Source organism: Vibrio sp. 10N.222.55.C7 (assembly GCF_041473335.1).
GTDB lineage: Bacteria > Pseudomonadota > Gammaproteobacteria > Enterobacterales > Vibrionaceae > Vibrio > Vibrio crassostreae_C.
On the sequence record NZ_JBFRSC010000052.1, the window covers coordinates 1 to 17,745 of the forward strand.

A 17,745-nucleotide genomic window follows, 5' to 3' on the forward strand; every position below is an offset into this window, starting at 1 on the left:
CATTTCAGGACGGGACAACCGGTACAAAAAAGCCTCTAGCAAAACTAGAGGCTTTTGGCAGAACTAAATAGGCACTACTCAGCTGTAAACTGAGCTACACGCTCTTGGATTTGTTCATCAGTAAGTACTTCATTCCAAACTGCGATATTGTCAACTGAACCATCAAAGTTCTTATCACTACTAGAAGAACCACCTAAAAGAATAAACTTGTCATCTGTTGTATTTTCAACAACATCGAAATCGACACTTTTCGAGTGAACAAGAGTACCATCGATATACAAGTTAGCAGTCGAGTCTGAGTGACTGTATGTCGCCAAGATGTGGTACCAATTATCTTCAACAAGGTATACGTCTCCTTCACTAGATTTCGCTTCGGTACTTAAGCCATTATCCTCTGCATCAAGGCCTCCATACACCTTAAACTTGATTGAGTTGTCTGATGACTCTAGGTAGAGCTTAAACCCTAAGTAATCACTTGTTTCCGCGAAATCAACAAGTGAAACGTCTGAAGAGTACCCAAAACGATCTGCTTTGATTACTGTCTCTACAGAAAATGACCCTTCAATTACTTGAGCACCAGTAGTAGTTTCAGAAGTTGCATTGTAGTACACGTAACCATAGCCACCACCTGTAGCTGAATCTTGGTCAATATGCATTGCACCTGTACCAGCTGCGCCTGCTGTCGTTGTGATTAAAGGAGATCCTGACTTACTCGTTAGATCATTTTTAGCACTGCCGCTATCTACTGCATAATCGGAGCTATCAAAAGTGTACTCATTTAACGCAACCGGAAAGTCTCCAACTGGCGGCTCTGGGTTTTCTGGATCGACAGGAGCCTCTCCAGTCAAACTAATAACCGTAGCTTCAGAAGTGCTACTGTTATACGGGTTGTTGTTTAAGTTATATCCAACGGAGTAGTCATTGAAAGTGTCTTTGAACTCTTCAACATACTCTCCAGTAGACTCATTAAGTGAGTATACTTTTAGGTTGTCGGCAATCAGTTCATATGGCGTTACGCCACTGTTTGTACCTAGACGAAGGGCAATAACTTGAACTTCACCTGAACTATTTGATGAGACCGCTCCAGTATAGGTTTCACCATTGATGGTAAAGGTATGTGACGTTGGCGTCCAAACCACCTCGACAGTTGCATCAAACGTGCTGTTTGCATCAAAGGTACCGCCAGTCGCAGTTAGTGAACCAGAAGCGTCGCGGAATTGAATAATACCGTCACCAATCGCTATGTCACCGTGATGATAAGCGTTGCTTACTTTATCGTTCTCATCATTGGTTGAATAAAGCGAAATATAAGAGTTGTTCTGACCTTCATCAACTTGAGTGCTATCTGGATTATGTTGGTAGGTTAGATCAACAGTTAACTTACCTGAAGAAATCGTTTTGCCGACCGTAGAGCTCGTGTTTAAGATCTTCAGTCTCAACTCACCAGTATCATCGGTTAATGTATCTAAAATTTGAGCGGCATTATTAACGCCTGAAGCTTCATCTGCTGTGTCTGCAGAACTCGTAACTTCAGTATTTTCGCTGTGGTCGGTACCTGAAATAGGAATGTTGCCGCCAATACTAAGCCCACCGTCAGCTGCGGAGTAATCACCATCTACGGATATTGTGCTTACTGAACCATCATTATTGAATAGCGTGAACGCAACTTGACCTGAAGTATCATCTTCAATTGTCTCTTCATAAGTGGTTTCAAATCGTTCGTATTCACCGAGTGTGGTGTCAGCTGAATTGTCAGTGTAGTAATAAAGTGTCTCACCATCTGCTGAGAAGCGATATACGTTGGGTAAATCAGTACTACTCGATGATGAATAGGCTGCTGAGAATGCTGAAGTATCAGAAAATTCCCAATAACCATTTAATAATGCTGAGGTAGGTGTTGCAGGATCGGTAGAACCATCCGTCGGAATAGGTAAACCATCACTGTTACAACCAAATAATAAACCTGTCGAAAGGGCGACAGCAGTAGCGACTTTAGAAATCTGCATAAAATATTCTCTTTATGATATTAAATCCATATGTAAATCACATAAGAAATAGATAATAAGTAGTCGTTAAATATTTTTAGGATAAAGCTAATATTTATTAGAACATCCTATTCTTTAAAATAAAGTAATTTGAATAGCCCAAATTTTTACGAGAGGAGAGGGCTAATTTAATTAATTTGACTATTTAGAATGAGTAAGCAACACCAACGCGGTATTTAGCTTCACGATCTTTAGAAGACGAGCTGATATCAGATGACCAGATTTCTGCAAAAGGTTTCCATGAACCAAACTTGTAGTTTACTTTTAAACCTGCGTCCCACTCCCAATCATCACTATTATATAGAAGTACGTTATCTAGCGATTTTACATAGTTAGCTTCGTAAGAAAGGCCAAGTTTAGGTAGAGATTGAATTTTGTAAGAACCCGTTAGTGTGACTTTTGATTTCTGTGCTGACTCTAAACGCTCACCAGTCTCTGAATCTTTGTCACCAAATTGAGTGTGGTTGCGGAAATCAGCATACTCGTGACGGTAACGAATGGCAGTCGTTAATCCCATATCCGCATTATAACCAACACGGAATTGAGGTTTGTAAGTGACTTTTTTCATCTTCCAGTCACCGCCGTTGTAGTTCGGCTCATCCCAGTCCCAAGCGATCGGCATACCAACTTGTAGATACCAGTTGTTATCGACTTTGTAAGTTGCTGTATTTTCTACTTCCATACCGTAAATATACCAATTGCCGTCATAGAAGCTTCTACTGTTTGCTGACTTAACTTCACCAGAATCTGCGTCGTAGTAAGAATCGTCAGTATGAAATTTCACTTCAAGGCCAGTTGAGTGCTTCCACTTATCTGATAGTTTGAAGCTATGACCTAGTTTTACACGGTGCTGGTGGCGAGCGTCGACATGAGCTTCATCGCCGTTGGTTTTTGTATAATCAGTCGCTGCACGATACTCATAGCGGTAATCAAGTGTTGTCGCTGATGCCATTCCTGCAAATAAAGTTGTTGCCACTGCGATAGCAACCATATTCATTTTTTTCATCATTACTCTCGTATTTTTAGATTTAAGGTTAAGTAAAGGTAGGGTATTCCTAGTGAGCCACCCAATAACTCATACAATAATCTTATATGTTAAGCTTATGAAAAAGTGTGAGCTAGGCTGCAATGCGAATAAATCAAATATTGACTAGTTTATTAATTGAGGGGTGAGTCACTCATTTTTGGAATGTGACATACAATAAATGGTCTTTTTTGTTAAAATTAGCGGTTTTTTGGTCGTTAATTTAACATTTAAGTCGCTATCTATAGCAAAGCGTTATGAATATCCCATTTTTAATGCTGTGTTTAATCTCAATAATGACGCCCCTCTCAGTTTTCCAATGTTGACGAGAAAAGCAAAAAACATGTGATAAAATAATACAAATGTTTTATGGGTGGTGTGACAATAGGAAGCGCTCGGCTATCAGATAAATGACTTTTATCTTTTAATGGGCCGTGGTTTTGGGAGTGTCATGCTTAGAATTTTTGTCCAATGGATGGTCGCGGAAAAAATGAAAAACGTAATATGTTTGGCAGTAACTGCTTCAATTTCTTTGGGAGCCTATGCTTCTGACATGAAAGCTCCAGCCAACTACAGTCAGTTTCGAGATATTTTGAATATGTCAAAACTTCAGATGTCAGATCCTGATGGTAAACCTGGCAACAAGAAAGATTATGCGAGCAAAGGCAATTTTGATGGTGTTGTGTTTGAACACTTCTATGTTGATGAACCCACTCAGGCACTGGTCTTTAAAATGGCGGGTTACAAGAATCGCAGTGAGATCCGCGTTAATGACAACTTTAAGGTCGATGAGCCTAATAAGTACCATCATTTGAGTGCTGAGTTCATGCCCATTAACCCTCGCGATTCGGTAAAAAACAGCGAAAAAAAACGTGATGAAATGACGTATCTGCAAGTACATAACAAAGGGACGTACTACGACGGAAAGCCAGGTTCTCATGGCGAAGGGTATATTCCCCATCCTTTAGTTCGTGTGGTGTATGACGCCGACAGAAGTGGTAAGACAGATTGGTATTGGGCAATCATTAAAAATAATGCCGTTAATTGCAGCTCAAATAGTGGGAATAAAGGATCAACGGAATGCAAAAAGGCTTATATAAAATTGCCACTGGGTCCAATAGCTGAAAAAGGTACAGATAAGTTCGATATTTATGTCGGCAACCAAAGGTTAATTATCAACCATAACGACAGCACAGTTGTTAATCATGACATTAGTTATTGGAAAGATATGGTTAGCTATTATAAAGCGGGCGTTTATAACCAATTCAAGAATGGTGAAAGCGAAGCCCACTTCTACAATTTAGTTTATTCAATTAAAGATTCAGCTGTTATTACCAACTAGGTTTCTTACACCTAGTTAATATTAATGGGATTACAAATACTCGTTTGTTATTAAGGATAATTTGGATGTTCAAAAAAAATATGCTTGCTGTAGCTTTGCTATCAGTAGTTCCTATTGTGTCGTTTGCAAATAACGGTGTGTCTTATCCAGTTCCCGCTGATAAGTTTGATATGCGAAATTGGAAAATAACGATCCCTTCAGATATTAATGAAGATGGACGTGTTGACGAAATCGAAGGGGTGGCAATGATGAGCTACTCACACAGCGATTTCTTCCACCTTGATAAAGACGGTAATCTCGTCTTTGAAGTACAAAACCAAGCGATTACCACGAAGAACTCGAAAAACGCACGCTCTGAGTTACGCCAGATGCCACGCGGTGCTGATTTCTCAATCGATACGGCGGACAAAGGAAACCAATGGGCATTGTCTAGCCATCCATCAGCAAGCGAGTACAGTGCCGTTGGCGGCACGCTAGAAGCGACCCTAAAAGTGAATCACGTAGCGATTAACGCTAAGTACCCAGAAAAGTACCCAGCTCACTCGGTGGTTGTTGGTCAGATTCACGCTAAAAAACATAATGAGTTAATCAAAGCTGGAACTGGTTACGGGCATGGTAATGAACCACTAAAGATCTTCTATAAGAAGTTTCCTGGCCAAGAAATGGGTTCAGTATTTTGGAACTATGAGCGTAACCTAGAGAAAAAAGATCCTAACCGTGCCGATATAGCTTACCCTGTTTGGGGTAACACTTGGGAAAACCCAGCGGAACCGGGTGAAGCAGGCATTGCTCTTGGTGAAGAGTTTAGCTACAAAGTGGAAGTGAAAGGCACCATGATGTACCTAACGTTTGAAACAGAACGTCACGATACGGTTAAGTATGAAATCGATCTGAGCAAGGGTATTGATGAGCTTGATTCACCAACGGGTTATGCTGAAGATGATTTCTATTACAAAGCGGGCGCATACGGCCAATGTAGCGTGAGCGATTCTCACCCTGTATGGGGGCCAGGTTGTGGAGGTACTGGCGATTTCGCTGTCGATAAAAAGAATGGCGACTATAACAGTGTGACTTTCTCGGCACTAAAGTTGAACGGCAAATAGTACATAAGGCTAGTTAGAAACAGGCCTTAAGGAATGTTTTCGAAGACCACTGAACCGAATGTTGAGTGGTCTTTTTGTTTTCTATGAGATTTAAGATGAGCCGGGTATCAGCGAGAGTACAATGAAGCTTACCAATGAACGGTACAGCTGAAACAATACAACCTTGTCAAAAGACAAGGTTGTAATCAGAAAGCGTAGAAAGATATTAGGACGGCGACTCGATACCGGACTTAGTCATACATCAACTCTTTAGCTTTGTCGGCATCAAACTCCTTTAGAGACTTTCGAGCTAAGTGACGGAATGGGAAAGCTTTAACGACTTCTTCGAATGGTTGGATAGCAAAGGCCCAAAAGATAGAGCCATCTAAACCAAAGATGATCAATGCACACAATGGAATTGAAATTACCCATTGACCAGTAAAGTTGATTTTGAAGACTGCGGTCGTTTTTCCTAGTGCTCTTAGTACATTCCCATGAACCGTGTTGTAGCCACGAACAATTGGCAAGAATATGTAGAGTGGGGCGATAACGGCCAATGCTTGATAGGTAGATTCATCCAAGTTCGGGTAAATGTCACCAATGACCAGACTTAATCCTGCGAATAAGAGTGCACAAACGAAAGAAATGACGACTGCAATATCGATACTGGTATCGACGTTTTTGACTAGGTCATCCATCTTTTTGGAGCCAATCGCTTGGCTGATAGTAATCGCGGAAGAGTGAGCCCAAGCGGTAATAAATTGAGAGACAGCCCTGATCCAAGGCATCACCAAAGTAATCGCTACGTAAGCGTTGATGTTAAGTTGCGAATACAACAATTGATATATCGTTGCGCCAATCAAAAGCATGGTCACGTTCGCTGCTACAGGGAATATTTCGATAAAGTGACGGCGAACGTTGGTAAAGAATTCAGAGCGCTGAGCGTCTAATTTGAGTGAAATCGCTGAGCTTAAATGCACGCACAAAACCAAATACAGCAAGCGGATCGTTATTGCAATAATGCTGCCTAATGCAGCGCCTTGTACTCCAATCCCTTCAAAATTAGAAAAACCATGAATCAGCACATATGAGAGTACAGCATTGATAGGCAGTTCAATTAAGTAACCTTTGAATGGGACTTTAGTTCTGCCTAGCGCATTAAATAAAGCAATGATCACCTGCGTTAACGCGGTAAAAATAACGATGTATTTCGAGATGTCTAGATAGCGGCTGATTTCTAAGTGAAGGGAAGCGTCATCTGTTAAAGCTTGAATCAAGGGTTGTTCGAAAAAAGTAAGTAGAAGCCAAAATAGTGTTGCTACGCCAAGGTTGATAAATAACCCTGCCCAAAATGCTTTAGATAATGATGCGGCGATGCCAGAGCCCACTGCGCGGCTTAATACTAACTGAGTACCGTTTGCCAGCGCCATTTGAATTCCCAGTACAAAGGCAACGATAGTCGTCGCAATCCCCATTGCAGCTAAAGGGATTTCACCAAGAGGAGAGACAAGCAGTGTGTCGATCATCAACATCGACTGCATCAAGATACCGTTTAAGGCGAGGGGCCAGGCGAGAGAGAAATTTTTCCTTACGTACGATTGTGAAGACACAAACAACACCTTATGTGTATAACCGTAAGCTTTCTCTGAGGTGGCGGAGTAGAGCGTTTAAAGAAGAAAACACTACGGTAGTTGATGGTTAAAAAATGGGTGCTAAAACAAGACTGACTTGTGTCTTTGAAAAACAAGTCAGTTTGGTTAATCTCGGTTATGCGATGGCTAATTCAACCCTAGAGAGCTTTTGGTTCTCATCGTCTAGCAGGACTTGAGAAGCAATTCGAGCTTGCTTGGTATCGCCAGACATTATTGCGTCGTAAATCGCTTTGTGTTCTTCTAAACAGAAGCGACCGCCTTCAGCGGAGTGGTCGATAAACTGCTTGAAGATAGTCGACAGAATGTTCGCGAATGGAATGTAAAATTGATTACCTGTCGATAAGAAAATCGTTTGGTGAAACAGGTGATCGTTGGTCGTCCACTCTTCATAATCGAAGCTATTTGCTGCGATGGTCATTTTCTGGAAAAGAATCGAAAGCTCTTTGCGTTGCTCTACAGTTGCATTGGTTGCAGCGAGCGCACACGCTTCCGGGTCAATCGCTTTTCTTAAGCCTAAAAATTGAGACAAGAAGGGTTTAGTATCTTCTAAATCTTGGATCCAGTACAGCAATTGCGGGTCCAAGAAGTGCCACTGTGTTCTCGGTTTGATACGAGTGCCCACTTTTGGCTTCGACTCGATTAAACCTTTTGCCGAAAGTAGCTTAGTTGATTCTCGAAGGGCAGTTCTGCTCACTCCAAAGATTTCGCACAGCTCCATTTCGCTGGGTAACTTTTGATTTTCTTCTAACTCGCCTGACAAGATCTTGCGAGCAATTTGTCTCGCCACTTGAACATGAATTCGGCGGCTTGAATCTTCCACCAATGTAAATATTGACATTTAAACCACCTGAAATTGAAACTTTGAAAACACTAAAAGCCAGACGAATCTGGTGTTTAGTGTCAGTGTATACGTCGAATTTAGTGTGAGGTTTTCCCTCATCTACTCGGGTCTGTTAACCTTAATAGTGTGGCGAACTTAAATCGCTGAGTGAGCTTATATAAACCAGCTAACTAGGGCGTTATTTGTCCGCCGTTAACATCTAGGATTTGACCTGTGATGTAACCGCTGCAAGCGTGCGATGCAAAGAAAGCGAATGAAGGGGCAACTTCATCAATATGGCCAAAGCGTCCCATTGGAATGTTGTTAGCAATGGTCGCTTTCAAATCGTCGCTCTTGCCATCGTGAAATGCGGTGTCGATAGTGCCCGGTGAAACAATGTTGAAACGGATATTGTCTTGCGCGAACTCTTTCACCCAATTGCGGTGAATGTCGTGTAACCAAGCCTTAGACGCGGCATAGATGCCTGCACCAACACCACCGCCTTCGCGAGCGGCGATAGATCCTGTGCTAATCACACAAGATGTTTGCCCGGACTCAGCAGCAGAGGCGCGTAAGTGCGGGATAGAGAACTTGGTTGTCATCAGCGCAGAGCGAACATTAAGGTTCATTACGCGCTCATAAAACTCATCGTCGATATTTTCTAGATTGGCGCGACCACCAAGGCCACCGGCGTTGTTAATCAACACGTCCATGCCACCAAAATGATCAGTGAACTCTTTGACTAACCTTTCGCACTCTAATGTGTCCATTAGGTTTGCAGGAAAAAAGGCAACATCGCCACCCAGTGCGGTAAGTTCAGATAGAACGTCATCGACTTTTGGGCTGAAAGCACGACTATTGATGCCGATTTTTGCGCCGTATTTTGCAAAGACACGTGCGGTAGCTAAACCCATACCAGCAGTAGAGCCAGTAATTAGAATGCGTTTGCCTTTTAAATCGTTAAACATCAGAGCCGCCTATATTGTAGATTATTCACGCCAATAAATCATACAATAACACTTGCTATATTCAAGGGTGTTTATCTAAAAACGGGTTATTACCGACATAAATAGTGAGAGTAAGGGTGGTTTTGTGAGTTCACGCATACATTGAAATAGTAAATGAGAACTATTTGTATGAATTAATAGGTTGAATTGGTTTTATAAACCTAAAGATGAGCAGGTTTGTGAAATATTGCTCCAACCTTTACTGGTAGTGACCTCACGTTATTCTGATGCTGTGTTGGTGAAGATATAAATCAGTGCTATAGTCCGAGTTAAATAATACATATCTAATCGGTAAGTAGACACATGGCTGGCTCTTTCAATTCTATTTCAGGCTCTAAGCGAAGCCTTCATGTGCAAGTTGCACGTGAAATCGCCCGTGGTATTTTGTCGGGCAATTTGCCTCAAGGTTCTATTATCCCTGGTGAGATGGCTCTGTGTGAGCAATTTGGTATCAGTAGAACAGCATTAAGAGAAGCGGTTAAGCTTCTGACTTCAAAAGGCCTATTAGAATCTCGTCCTAAGATCGGTACTCGCGTTGTTGACCGTGCATTCTGGAACTTCTTAGATCCACAATTGATCGAATGGATGGACGGTTTGGCCGATACAGACCAATTCTGTCATCAGTTTTTGGGTTTACGCCGCGCGATTGAACCAGAAGCGTGTGCTTTAGCTGCTCAGTTCGCGAGTGCAGAACAACGCATTGAGCTGTCTGGTATTTTCCAACAAATGGTAGAAATTTCTAGCGAAGAAACGCTTGATCAAGAGCGTTGGCTAGATATCGACATGAAGTTCCATAGCCTGATCTTCAATGCAACAGGTAACGACTTCTATCTTCCATTTGGTAACATCTTAACGACCATGTTTGTTAACTTTATTTCTCACTCTTCTGAAGAGGGAAGTACTTGTATTAACGAACACCGCCAGATTTATGAAGCAATCATGGCAGGTAATAGTGACAAAGCACGCCACGCGTCAGCAAGTCACCTGTTAGAAACAAACCACAGATTACCAGCCGCTAGTTAATTGTTTTCACTGTTATTTTAGCTTTGATCGTTTTGCATTATCGACGAGAGGGCATTCTCGTAAAACTAGGGTAGTCAAAGTTAAAATTACGGTTATTCAAAAGCTAATTTCAGCAGTGACCTCTAAAAAGCACGTTTGATACGTGCTTTTTTTGCATCCAAATTTGATGAAAACCTGACTGGTGTCCAATATTTAATCTATTATTTGCTGTTTCGTTAAAAGCACTAGTAACCAGTATTTTAAGTTATATAATAATACTAATTAAATTATTGTGAGTGTGATTATGCCCCAGTCTCTACTGCCAAATATTCTTCAATTCATAGGTCAAATCGACCCATTCGATAAGATCCCTAAACAAGCACTTCGCGAACTTGCCTCTAACGTGCAAATTACTTATCTCGGCAAGGGAGATGTGGTCGATTTGTGTGAGTCTGGGAAGGAAAAATCGCTCTATATCATTCGAACGGGCTCTATGGAGCAACGAAAATCGGATGGTGTGCTTCGTGCCCGTCTAGGCAGTGAAGATTTGTTTGGCTTTACGTTCTTAGATTCTGAAGTCAACGACGAAAAAGGCTATAGAGCTGTCGCAATCGAAAACACCTTACTTTATGTGATTCCACACTCGGCACTTCAAACGCTTTTCAAAGCCTTTCCAAGTTGCGCAGAACACTTTGCTTCACAGGCGCAGGTTCGCTTGAAGTCGGCACTGGATGTGGTCTGGTCGAATAAAGAGAAAGGCCTGTTCATTCGTAAAGTTGAGGAAGTGGCAAGCGGGCAGGTGGCAATTGTTAAGTCTGAGCAAACCATCCAGTCGGTTGCGGTTGAAATGCTTCATCAACGCTCACCGTGTGCCGTGATTTATGAAGGTGAAACCATTGTTGGTTTGATCACCGACCGAGACATGACTAAGCGAGTGATTGCCCACGGCGTGAGTACTGATAGCCTGATCTCAGAGGTAATGACGCACTCTCCACTTACTGTAAAACCGGATGATCTGGTGCTGCATGCGGCCTCTATCATGATGCAATTTAATATCCGTAACTTGCCCGTTGTGAAAGAGAATAAGGTCGTTGGTCTTCTTACTACGTCTCATTTGGTTCAAAACCACCGTGTTCAAGCGATATTCTTGATCGAGAAAATCAAATACGCGGGCAGCGTGAAAACCATGTCTTCGTTCACCTCAGAGCGACAAGCTATTTTTGAAGCGCTGGTGGAAGGTAAAGTGGCGCCTGAAACCGTCGGCAAGGTAATGACCATGATTATGGACGCCTACACCCGTCGATTGATTCAAATAGCAATTGATAAGTTAGGCCCACCACCGTGTGATTTCTCTTGGATCGTAGCCGGATCGCACGCACGTAATGAAGTGCACATGTTGTCGGACCAAGACAGCGCGATTGTTCTTGCTGACGATGCAACCGACAGTGACCGTATTTACTTCAAACACTTAGCGATGATGGTGACCAACGGCTTAGCAAGCTGTCACTACCCATTATGTCCAGGTAAATTCATGGCTGCGACGCCAAAATGGTGTCAGCCACTCAGTGTATGGAAGCACTACTACAAGAAGTGGGTGGCTAACCCAGAGTACGAACGCTTGCTTAATATCAGTGTGTTCCTAGAAATTCGTACTATCTACGGCAACAGTGAGTTCGAAGGTATTCTGCGCGATGAGCTGCATAGCAATATTCGCGGTAACCGTGAGTTTTTAAGCACGCTAGTGAAAGACGCGGTCAATACCAACCCGCCACTTGGCATCTTCAATAGCTTAGTGCTAGAGAAGTCAGGTGAGAATAAGAAAACGTTGAACGTGAAGAAGTACGCGATCAACTTGATTATCGACTTAGCGCGTATTTATGGTCTCGCAGTGGAGTGTGACTTGTCGGCCACTGATGAACGCTTTGCGGCAGCCAATGAAAAAGGCATGCTGAGCGACGACGCATTCAAAAACATTCTAGGTGCTTACCAGTTCATTCTCTCTTTCCGATTCGGTCATCAACTTGAAGCGTTGAAGAACGGAGATGTGCCCGACAACAATATCAATCCAGATAGCTTTGGTAGCTTTGAGCGTAAACACTTGAAAGATGCCTTTAGGATCATTGCTGACCTTCAAGAAGCGGCGAAAATTCGTTTCGGAGCACGCTAATGAAATCGTTTTTAAATTACTTTCATCCGCTTGAGCGAATTAAACGTAAACGTAAGCAATATCTGGGAACGGTTAAGTTGCCAGAAGCGTTACATGATCTCGTAGATCAGCCTTGTCCTGAAATGACGGACTTGGCCAAAGACAGTGACTACATCGTGTTGGATCTTGAGACCACGGGTCTAGATAGCGAACAAGATCTGATTTTGTCCATGGGTTGGGTCGATGTGGTCAAGGGGCGAATAGACTTAGCGTCCGCCAAGCATATTTATCTGGATAACGATTCGCAGATCAACGCAGAAACCGCCGTGATCAACCATATTACGCCGCAAATGTTAGAAGAGGGCGCTTCTATTCATGATGCGATGCTGACGTTCTTCGAAGCAGCGAAAGGCAAGATTATTGTCGCGCACGCGTGCATGGTAGAAGAGAGGTTCATTAGCCAATATCTTCTTCGTTGCTATGGTTTACGAGCGATTCCTCTGCTTTGGCTAGACACATTGTGTATCGAAAAGAGCATGGAGAAAGCGATCAGCAATCATGAAGAAGTGGATTTGACTCTAGCAGGCACTCGTGAAAGATACGGGCTTCCTGAATACAACAATCATAATGCGCTTGCTGATGCAGTATCAACTGCGGAATTGTTTTTAGCTCAGCAGAAGCGAGTTGTGCCTAACGATGACGTGACCGTTGCATTTCTCTATCGGATCAGTCACTAGGGTGAGGAGCGTTAAGTACTCGGCTCTTATTTGAATGAATTGATTTGAAAGAAGAAAAGCCAGCGATTAAGCTGGCTTTTGTTTAGGTCTTAGAAAATTAGGACAGTAATTATCTTAGATTATTCATGTAGCTATCGATTAGAAGCTGTAAGTTAGACCAACACGGCTACGCAGTTCACGAGTCGCTTTAGTTGATGAAGTGCTCACATCACCAAACTCTACATATGGTGCCCATTGACCCATAATATGGCGAATGCTTGCGTTCAACTCGTAGTTGGTATCGTCGTTGTCGTAGATGTCATAGCCATCCGCTTTGTAGTAGTTACCTTCTAGACCAAAGCGCCAGTTTTCCATTGAGTAGTTAACGTTTGCCGTTAGACGGTGACGACGTTGATTAGAAACGTTTTTATCAACCGTGATTGGAACACCGTCACTATCAACAATAACATCACCATTGTCATCGAATTGATACTCTGAGCTGCTAGTGTTCTGTCTCATATCGTAACGGTAACGAGCACTTAGGCTTAGACCATCAACGCTATCCACTTTGTATGTTGCACGAACTTGAGGCTTGTATGTAACGCCAGATTCACGACCTTCAATTGGCATACCGTAAGTCATTGTCCAGTTATCGTTTAGTACATGACGGTAGTTTAGACCAAGCTCCCAACCATTGTTCTTCAAATCTTCCATGAATTTACCGTCTTCTCCCTTGAATTTCGCTTCGATATCTACAAGGAAGTTGCCAATGCTATCGCCAAGTTTTACACGAGTAGCGTGTTGATCTGTATGACTCTTGTATTCGTGTCTCATATCGAAAGACGCAGCAGATACAGAGCCAGCAGCGAGTACAGATGCCACAGCAATCACGATTTTAGTTTTATTCATGGTATTAATTCCATATTTATAGGTTGAGTATTGGCCATAATTACAAGCCAAATAGAGTAGTTCTTGTCTTAAATGCATTTTGTTTTTGAAATTATTTCTTGGTTATTTCAAATTTATTTTGCATTTAAATAATACAAATATGGTAGCAATCCGAGGTGTGATGATCTGTGAACTTGATCGTGTTGTTAGGACAAAACCACTATTTACAAAGGGTTACAAAATCGAGTTGTTTCGTTAAGTTGATGTTTTTTAGTGATTTGTTTGGCTGTTGATAATGGTTTTGAAGAGTTTTGTTCATCAATAAATGTGCGCTACAGCAAAAAATTGAACCTTTAGATATCATTTTTATTTGTAATACATTATTATTTACTAACTTTCTGTAGCAATACATAACTTTGCTGTGTTGATTGCATGAACAGACGGTGTGAAGCCGAATAAGTAAGAGTGGTCTTGAAGCTAAATGGATTAAATCCACCGCTTTAAGAACATGAGACATTTACTTGAGGTGATTTAAAGCTCAATCAGAGAAGGTTTGAAATGTAGTAGGCAAGGTAGTGACATAGCCTGCTATATAAGTATGAACTTGATAGGAATGAACTGGGTTCGAATCGTTACCCGTTGTTCTCATCAGCGACAAAGAAGAAATCGTTGAAGTGCTTGCGAAAGCATTTTGATTATTGCTCCCAACTATTCTAATTATAACTTCTGCTTTCATCTAGAAAGGTAGGAGATGGTAGTCGAAGATCTACCCTTGCGCTCATGTTGATACAGGCAACATGAGCGTTTTTTTATTTGAAATTTGAGTAGAGAGTCGTGTGCGGCTCAATAAGCGTGTAAACCGCGGCTTAAGAATAGGCTTTTAGGTTGATGACAACACGCTCAAGTGAGTCTGTTACAGCATCAAAGCCACGAACATTCACGCTTAATCACATGAATGTTCGTTTCCCTTCTCTTCTCTTCTCTTGTCTCTTAGTTGCAGACGTGTAGCTGCAAACTTTAACAGCAGGCGTTTAGTTATATCAAAGAGCTCCGTGAGAGCTGTTCTTGAGGCTTAGCTTTCTGTAGGCATCCACACCTGTTTAGAGGTGACTTTGTGATCTTTAAAGGTCAGTTCTTCAACTTTGTCACCGTTAGTATTCCAGCGAGTAAGTTTTCCGTTCGCGACTTCACCTTCATCAAACTTCGCTTGGCTGGCCTTATTACCGTTCGGGTAGTAGTCCGTTACCAATCCATCTTTTTGTCCGTCGCTGTATTCAGCTGTCAGGCTTTGTTCCCCATTGGGATACCAGCGAGAGGCGGTGCCTGATAGTTCATTGTCTTTATAATTGAGTTCTGCTTTTTTCTGTCCGTTTGGATACCAGGTTTCAGCTTTGCCTTGCAGTTCACCTTTTACGTAATTCACTTTAGAAGCGACTTGGCCATTCGGATACCAGTTAGTTTCTAGCCCAAGTTCTAAGCCATCGGCAAACTGAGCTTGGGTCGCGACTTGGCCGTTATCGAACTTCTGTTCAAATTGACCAGTGAAAGGTTTTGAATGGTTTACTTGGTAAGCCACGCCTTTACGCATCTGTAAGTAGTCAACAGCATCTTCACGCGGTGTTGCTGCATAGCTCATAGAAGATACCGTACTAAGAGCAATTAAGATTGGAACGTATTTCTTCATAATGACACCTTTTTATTGGACGGGGAAAGTGTAACGGGTGTGTTAAAAGCATTTCACTTCCGTGTATCCCTGTCAGTATCTAATAGTGGTTTTCAAGTTTTCATTATTGGCTGCCTAATATAGGGAACTTTTAAAAGCAAATTATCGATCTTATTTGTACTACAAATATATTGGTTTAATTCATTTTTATAAATTATACCTAACGATATTTTTGCTGCTCTTCTTTAAGCTTTGATCGTCAAGAATAATAGTTTTTAACGATGAATCTTCGATTTTTAGAGACTTTGTTCATGTTTTTCGGGGTTTTGGTCGAAATTTAGTGCGGATAACTGCACTGACTTGAGGAATTGCGCTCCTAGGTGGTGCAACTTTGAACTCGATCACTTGTATGATTAATTGAGTGTCAGACTGTAAGATCATTGTCACGCATTTGGATTATTGTAGTACAAATATACTTGCCATTTATTTATAGTGACCTCAACAAAAAAACATAAATAAAAGGTCTAACGATGGAACTCAATACCCTGATAGTTGGCATCTACTTCCTATTCTTAATTGCGATAGGGTGGATGTTTCGAACGTTTACAAGTACGACAAGTGATTACTTCCGTGGGGGAGGTAATATGCTGTGGTGGATGGTAGGTGCAACCGCATTTATGACCCAGTTCAGTGCTTGGACATTTACTGGTGCAGCAGGTAAAGCCTTTACCGATGGCTTTGCCGTAGCGATTATCTTCATCGCGAACGCATTCGGTTACCTAATGAACTACCTTTACTTCGCTCCGAAGTTCCGTCAACTGCGTGTTGTGACGGTAATTGAAGCGATTCGTATGCGTTTTGGTAAGGTGAATGAGCAAGTATTTACTTGGTCTGGTATGCCAAACAGCGTTATCTCTGCAGGTATTTGGTTGAATGGTCTAGCAATCATCGCATCGGGTATCTTCGGCTTTGATATGACAACGACGATTGTCCTAACGGGTCTGGTTGTACTAGTAATGTCAGTAACAGGCGGCTCTTGGGCGGTAATCGCATCTGACTTTATGCAGATGGTTATCATCATGGCGGTAACGGTGACATGTGCAGTCGTTGCGATTTACCACGGTGGCGGTGTTACGCAGATCATTAGCGACTTCCCAACGGATTCGTTCATCACGGGTGACAACCTTAACTACATGAGCATCTTCAGCATCTGGGCTGTGTTCATCTTCTTAAAGCAGTTCAGCATTACCAACAACATGCTTAACTCTTACCGTTACCTTGCTGCAAAAGATTCAAACAACGCACGTAAAGCAGCACTGCTTGCTTGTGTACTAATGACGCTTGGTCCAATCATCTGGTTCATGCCTTCTTGGTTCATGGCTGGTCAAGGTGTTGATTTAGCAGCTGCTTACCCAGAAGCTGGCAGCAAAGCCGCTGACTTCGCTTACCTTTACTTCGTTCAAGAATACATGCCTGCAGGTATGGTTGGCCTTCTGATTGCCGCTATGTTCGCAGCAACAATGTCTTCAATGGACTCAGGTCTAAACCGTAACTCAGGTATCTTCGTTAAGAACTTCTACGAGCCGATTCTTCGTCCTAAAGCGACAGAGAAAGAGCTAATGGTTGTTTCTAAACTAACGTCTACCTTCTTCGGTATCGCGATCATCTTGGTTGCTCTGTTCATCAACTCTCTTAAAGGTCTGAGCCTTTTCGACACCATGATGTACGTGGGCGCATTGATCGGCTTCCCAATGACAATTCCAGCATTCTGTGGCTTCTTCATCCGTAAAACACCGGATTGGGCAGGTTGGGGCACGCTAGTTGTAGGTGGTGTGGTTTCTTACTTCGTTGGTTTCGTTATCACTGCGGACATGATTCAAAACTGGTTCGGTCTAAATGAACTAACTGGCCGTGAGTGGGCTGACCTGAAAGTGGCTATCGGCCTTATCGGTCACATCATATTTACTGCTGGCTTCTTTGTTCTTTCAACACTGTTCTACAAGCCTCTTGCTGAGCACCGTGAGAAAGACGTAGACAAGTTCTTCAACAACCTAGCGACGCCACTAGTTGCTGAAAGTAATGAACAGAAGAAACTGGATAACAAGCAACGTCGTATGTTGGGTTCACTTATCGCGGTAGCGGGTGTGGGCGTAATGACTATGTTCGTACTGCCAAACCCAATGTGGGGACGCATGGTATTCGTTCTGTGTGGCTTGATTGTGTTCTCTGTTGGTCTGTTACTTGTTAAAGCAGTCGATGACAAAGTCGAGCAACAAGACGAAGTGACTCCAGCCGAAGGCTAATTTAATACGCATCCTAAATAACATCACGGCCACCTGAACGGGTGGTCGTCATTTT

At 42.3% G+C, this 17,745-nt stretch carries 13 protein-coding genes; 6 read left to right on the forward strand and 7 right to left on the reverse strand.

From position 1 onward, the window contains the following. Positions 1 to 74: 74 nt before the first annotated feature. Together AB4482_RS18100 and AB4482_RS18105 are read right to left on the reverse strand one after the other, a co-directional pair. Positions 75 to 2,006: a LamG domain-containing protein gene (locus AB4482_RS18100; protein WP_372181377.1), complete on the reverse strand. Its 1,932-nt coding sequence runs from the start codon at positions 2,004 to 2,006 to the stop codon at positions 75 to 77. 184 nt (positions 2,007 to 2,190) lie between these two features. Beyond that, positions 2,191 to 3,051 carry an oligogalacturonate-specific porin KdgM family protein gene (locus AB4482_RS18105; RefSeq protein WP_372073777.1) on the reverse strand — a complete coding sequence of 287 codons (861 nt, stop codon included), beginning with the start codon at positions 3,049 to 3,051 and terminating at the stop codon, positions 2,191 to 2,193. A 469-nt stretch (positions 3,052 to 3,520) separates the two neighbouring features. On the opposite strand from AB4482_RS18105, the gene AB4482_RS18110 reads away from it, so the two are divergent. Both AB4482_RS18110 and AB4482_RS18115 read left to right on the forward strand, forming a co-directional pair. Continuing rightward, positions 3,521 to 4,411 (forward strand): polysaccharide lyase family 7 protein, encoded by an 891-nt coding sequence (locus AB4482_RS18110; RefSeq protein ID WP_372158983.1) that lies wholly within the window; start codon positions 3,521 to 3,523, stop codon positions 4,409 to 4,411. A gap of 65 nt (positions 4,412 to 4,476) precedes the next feature. Continuing rightward, positions 4,477 to 5,514, forward strand: coding sequence for a polysaccharide lyase family 7 protein (locus AB4482_RS18115; RefSeq protein ID WP_372073781.1), 1,038 nt, complete (start codon positions 4,477 to 4,479; stop codon positions 5,512 to 5,514). A 230-nt stretch (positions 5,515 to 5,744) separates the two neighbouring features. On the opposite strand, the gene AB4482_RS18120 is transcribed toward AB4482_RS18115, so the two are convergent. The 3 genes from AB4482_RS18120 to AB4482_RS18130 all read right to left on the reverse strand — a co-directional run bounded on the left by AB4482_RS18120 (position 5,745) and on the right by AB4482_RS18130 (position 8,933). Next, a complete protein-coding gene (locus AB4482_RS18120; protein ID WP_081322222.1) occupies positions 5,745 to 7,112 on the reverse strand; it encodes an MATE family efflux transporter in 1,368 nt (455 codons plus the stop codon). A 148-nt stretch (positions 7,113 to 7,260) separates the two neighbouring features. Further along, entirely contained in the window at positions 7,261 to 7,983 is a 723-nt protein-coding gene (locus AB4482_RS18125) for a FadR/GntR family transcriptional regulator (RefSeq protein WP_017061468.1), read from the reverse strand. Positions 7,984 to 8,156: 173 nt separating this feature from the next. Then, positions 8,157 to 8,933 (reverse strand): SDR family NAD(P)-dependent oxidoreductase, encoded by a 777-nt coding sequence (locus AB4482_RS18130; RefSeq protein ID WP_017072470.1) that lies wholly within the window; start codon positions 8,931 to 8,933, stop codon positions 8,157 to 8,159. Between the two features lie 342 nt (positions 8,934 to 9,275). Here AB4482_RS18130 and AB4482_RS18135 point away from each other — a divergent pair, with 342 nt between their 5' ends. The 3 genes from AB4482_RS18135 (at position 9,276) to AB4482_RS18145 (ending at position 12,857) form a co-directional block, all read left to right on the forward strand. Beyond that, positions 9,276 to 9,995 (forward strand): FadR/GntR family transcriptional regulator, encoded by a 720-nt coding sequence (locus AB4482_RS18135; protein ID WP_017072471.1) that lies wholly within the window; start codon positions 9,276 to 9,278, stop codon positions 9,993 to 9,995. A 283-nt stretch (positions 9,996 to 10,278) separates the two neighbouring features. Next, positions 10,279 to 12,141 carry a DUF294 nucleotidyltransferase-like domain-containing protein gene (locus tag AB4482_RS18140; protein ID WP_017069961.1) on the forward strand — a complete coding sequence of 621 codons (1,863 nt, stop codon included), beginning with the start codon at positions 10,279 to 10,281 and terminating at the stop codon, positions 12,139 to 12,141. Then, positions 12,141 to 12,857 carry a 3'-5' exonuclease gene (locus AB4482_RS18145; RefSeq protein ID WP_017077162.1) on the forward strand — a complete coding sequence of 239 codons (717 nt, stop codon included), beginning with the start codon at positions 12,141 to 12,143 and terminating at the stop codon, positions 12,855 to 12,857. The genes AB4482_RS18140 and AB4482_RS18145 overlap by 1 nt, the downstream gene beginning before the upstream one ends. Before the next feature lie 138 nt (positions 12,858 to 12,995). On the opposite strand, the gene AB4482_RS18150 is transcribed toward AB4482_RS18145, so the two are convergent. Together AB4482_RS18150 and AB4482_RS18155 are read right to left on the reverse strand one after the other, a co-directional pair. Next, positions 12,996 to 13,745, reverse strand: a complete 750-nt coding sequence (locus AB4482_RS18150; RefSeq protein WP_048616477.1) for an oligogalacturonate-specific porin KdgM family protein — start codon at positions 13,743 to 13,745, stop codon at positions 12,996 to 12,998. A gap of 1,051 nt (positions 13,746 to 14,796) precedes the next feature. Further along, entirely contained in the window at positions 14,797 to 15,408 is a 612-nt protein-coding gene (locus AB4482_RS18155) for a toxin-antitoxin system YwqK family antitoxin (RefSeq protein WP_017069964.1), read from the reverse strand. A 509-nt stretch (positions 15,409 to 15,917) separates the two neighbouring features. On the opposite strand from AB4482_RS18155, the gene AB4482_RS18160 reads away from it, so the two are divergent. Then, positions 15,918 to 17,690 (forward strand): sodium:solute symporter family transporter, encoded by a 1,773-nt coding sequence (locus tag AB4482_RS18160; protein WP_017067389.1) that lies wholly within the window; start codon positions 15,918 to 15,920, stop codon positions 17,688 to 17,690. Positions 17,691 to 17,745 lie beyond the last annotated feature (55 nt).

Coding starts and splice junctions, on each gene's coding strand:
- AB4482_RS18115 (WP_372073781.1), top strand. CDS start 4,477: ATGTTCAAAAAAAATATGCTTGCTGTAGCTTTGCTATCAGTAGTTCCT.
- AB4482_RS18140 (WP_017069961.1), top strand. CDS start 10,279: ATGCCCCAGTCTCTACTGCCAAATATTCTTCAATTCATAGGTCAAATC.
- AB4482_RS18135 (WP_017072471.1), top strand. CDS start 9,276: ATGGCTGGCTCTTTCAATTCTATTTCAGGCTCTAAGCGAAGCCTTCAT.
- AB4482_RS18155 (WP_017069964.1), bottom strand. CDS start 15,408: ATGAAGAAATACGTTCCAATCTTAATTGCTCTTAGTACGGTATCTTCT.
- AB4482_RS18125 (WP_017061468.1), bottom strand. CDS start 7,983: ATGTCAATATTTACATTGGTGGAAGATTCAAGCCGCCGAATTCATGTT.
- AB4482_RS18150 (WP_048616477.1), bottom strand. CDS start 13,745: ATGAATAAAACTAAAATCGTGATTGCTGTGGCATCTGTACTCGCTGCT.
- AB4482_RS18145 (WP_017077162.1), top strand. CDS start 12,141: ATGAAATCGTTTTTAAATTACTTTCATCCGCTTGAGCGAATTAAACGT.
- AB4482_RS18110 (WP_372158983.1), top strand. CDS start 3,521: ATGCTTAGAATTTTTGTCCAATGGATGGTCGCGGAAAAAATGAAAAAC.
- AB4482_RS18105 (WP_372073777.1), bottom strand. CDS start 3,051: ATGAAAAAAATGAATATGGTTGCTATCGCAGTGGCAACAACTTTATTT.
- AB4482_RS18160 (WP_017067389.1), top strand. CDS start 15,918: ATGGAACTCAATACCCTGATAGTTGGCATCTACTTCCTATTCTTAATT.
- AB4482_RS18130 (WP_017072470.1), bottom strand. CDS start 8,933: ATGTTTAACGATTTAAAAGGCAAACGCATTCTAATTACTGGCTCTACT.
- AB4482_RS18100 (WP_372181377.1), bottom strand. CDS start 2,006: ATGCAGATTTCTAAAGTCGCTACTGCTGTCGCCCTTTCGACAGGTTTA.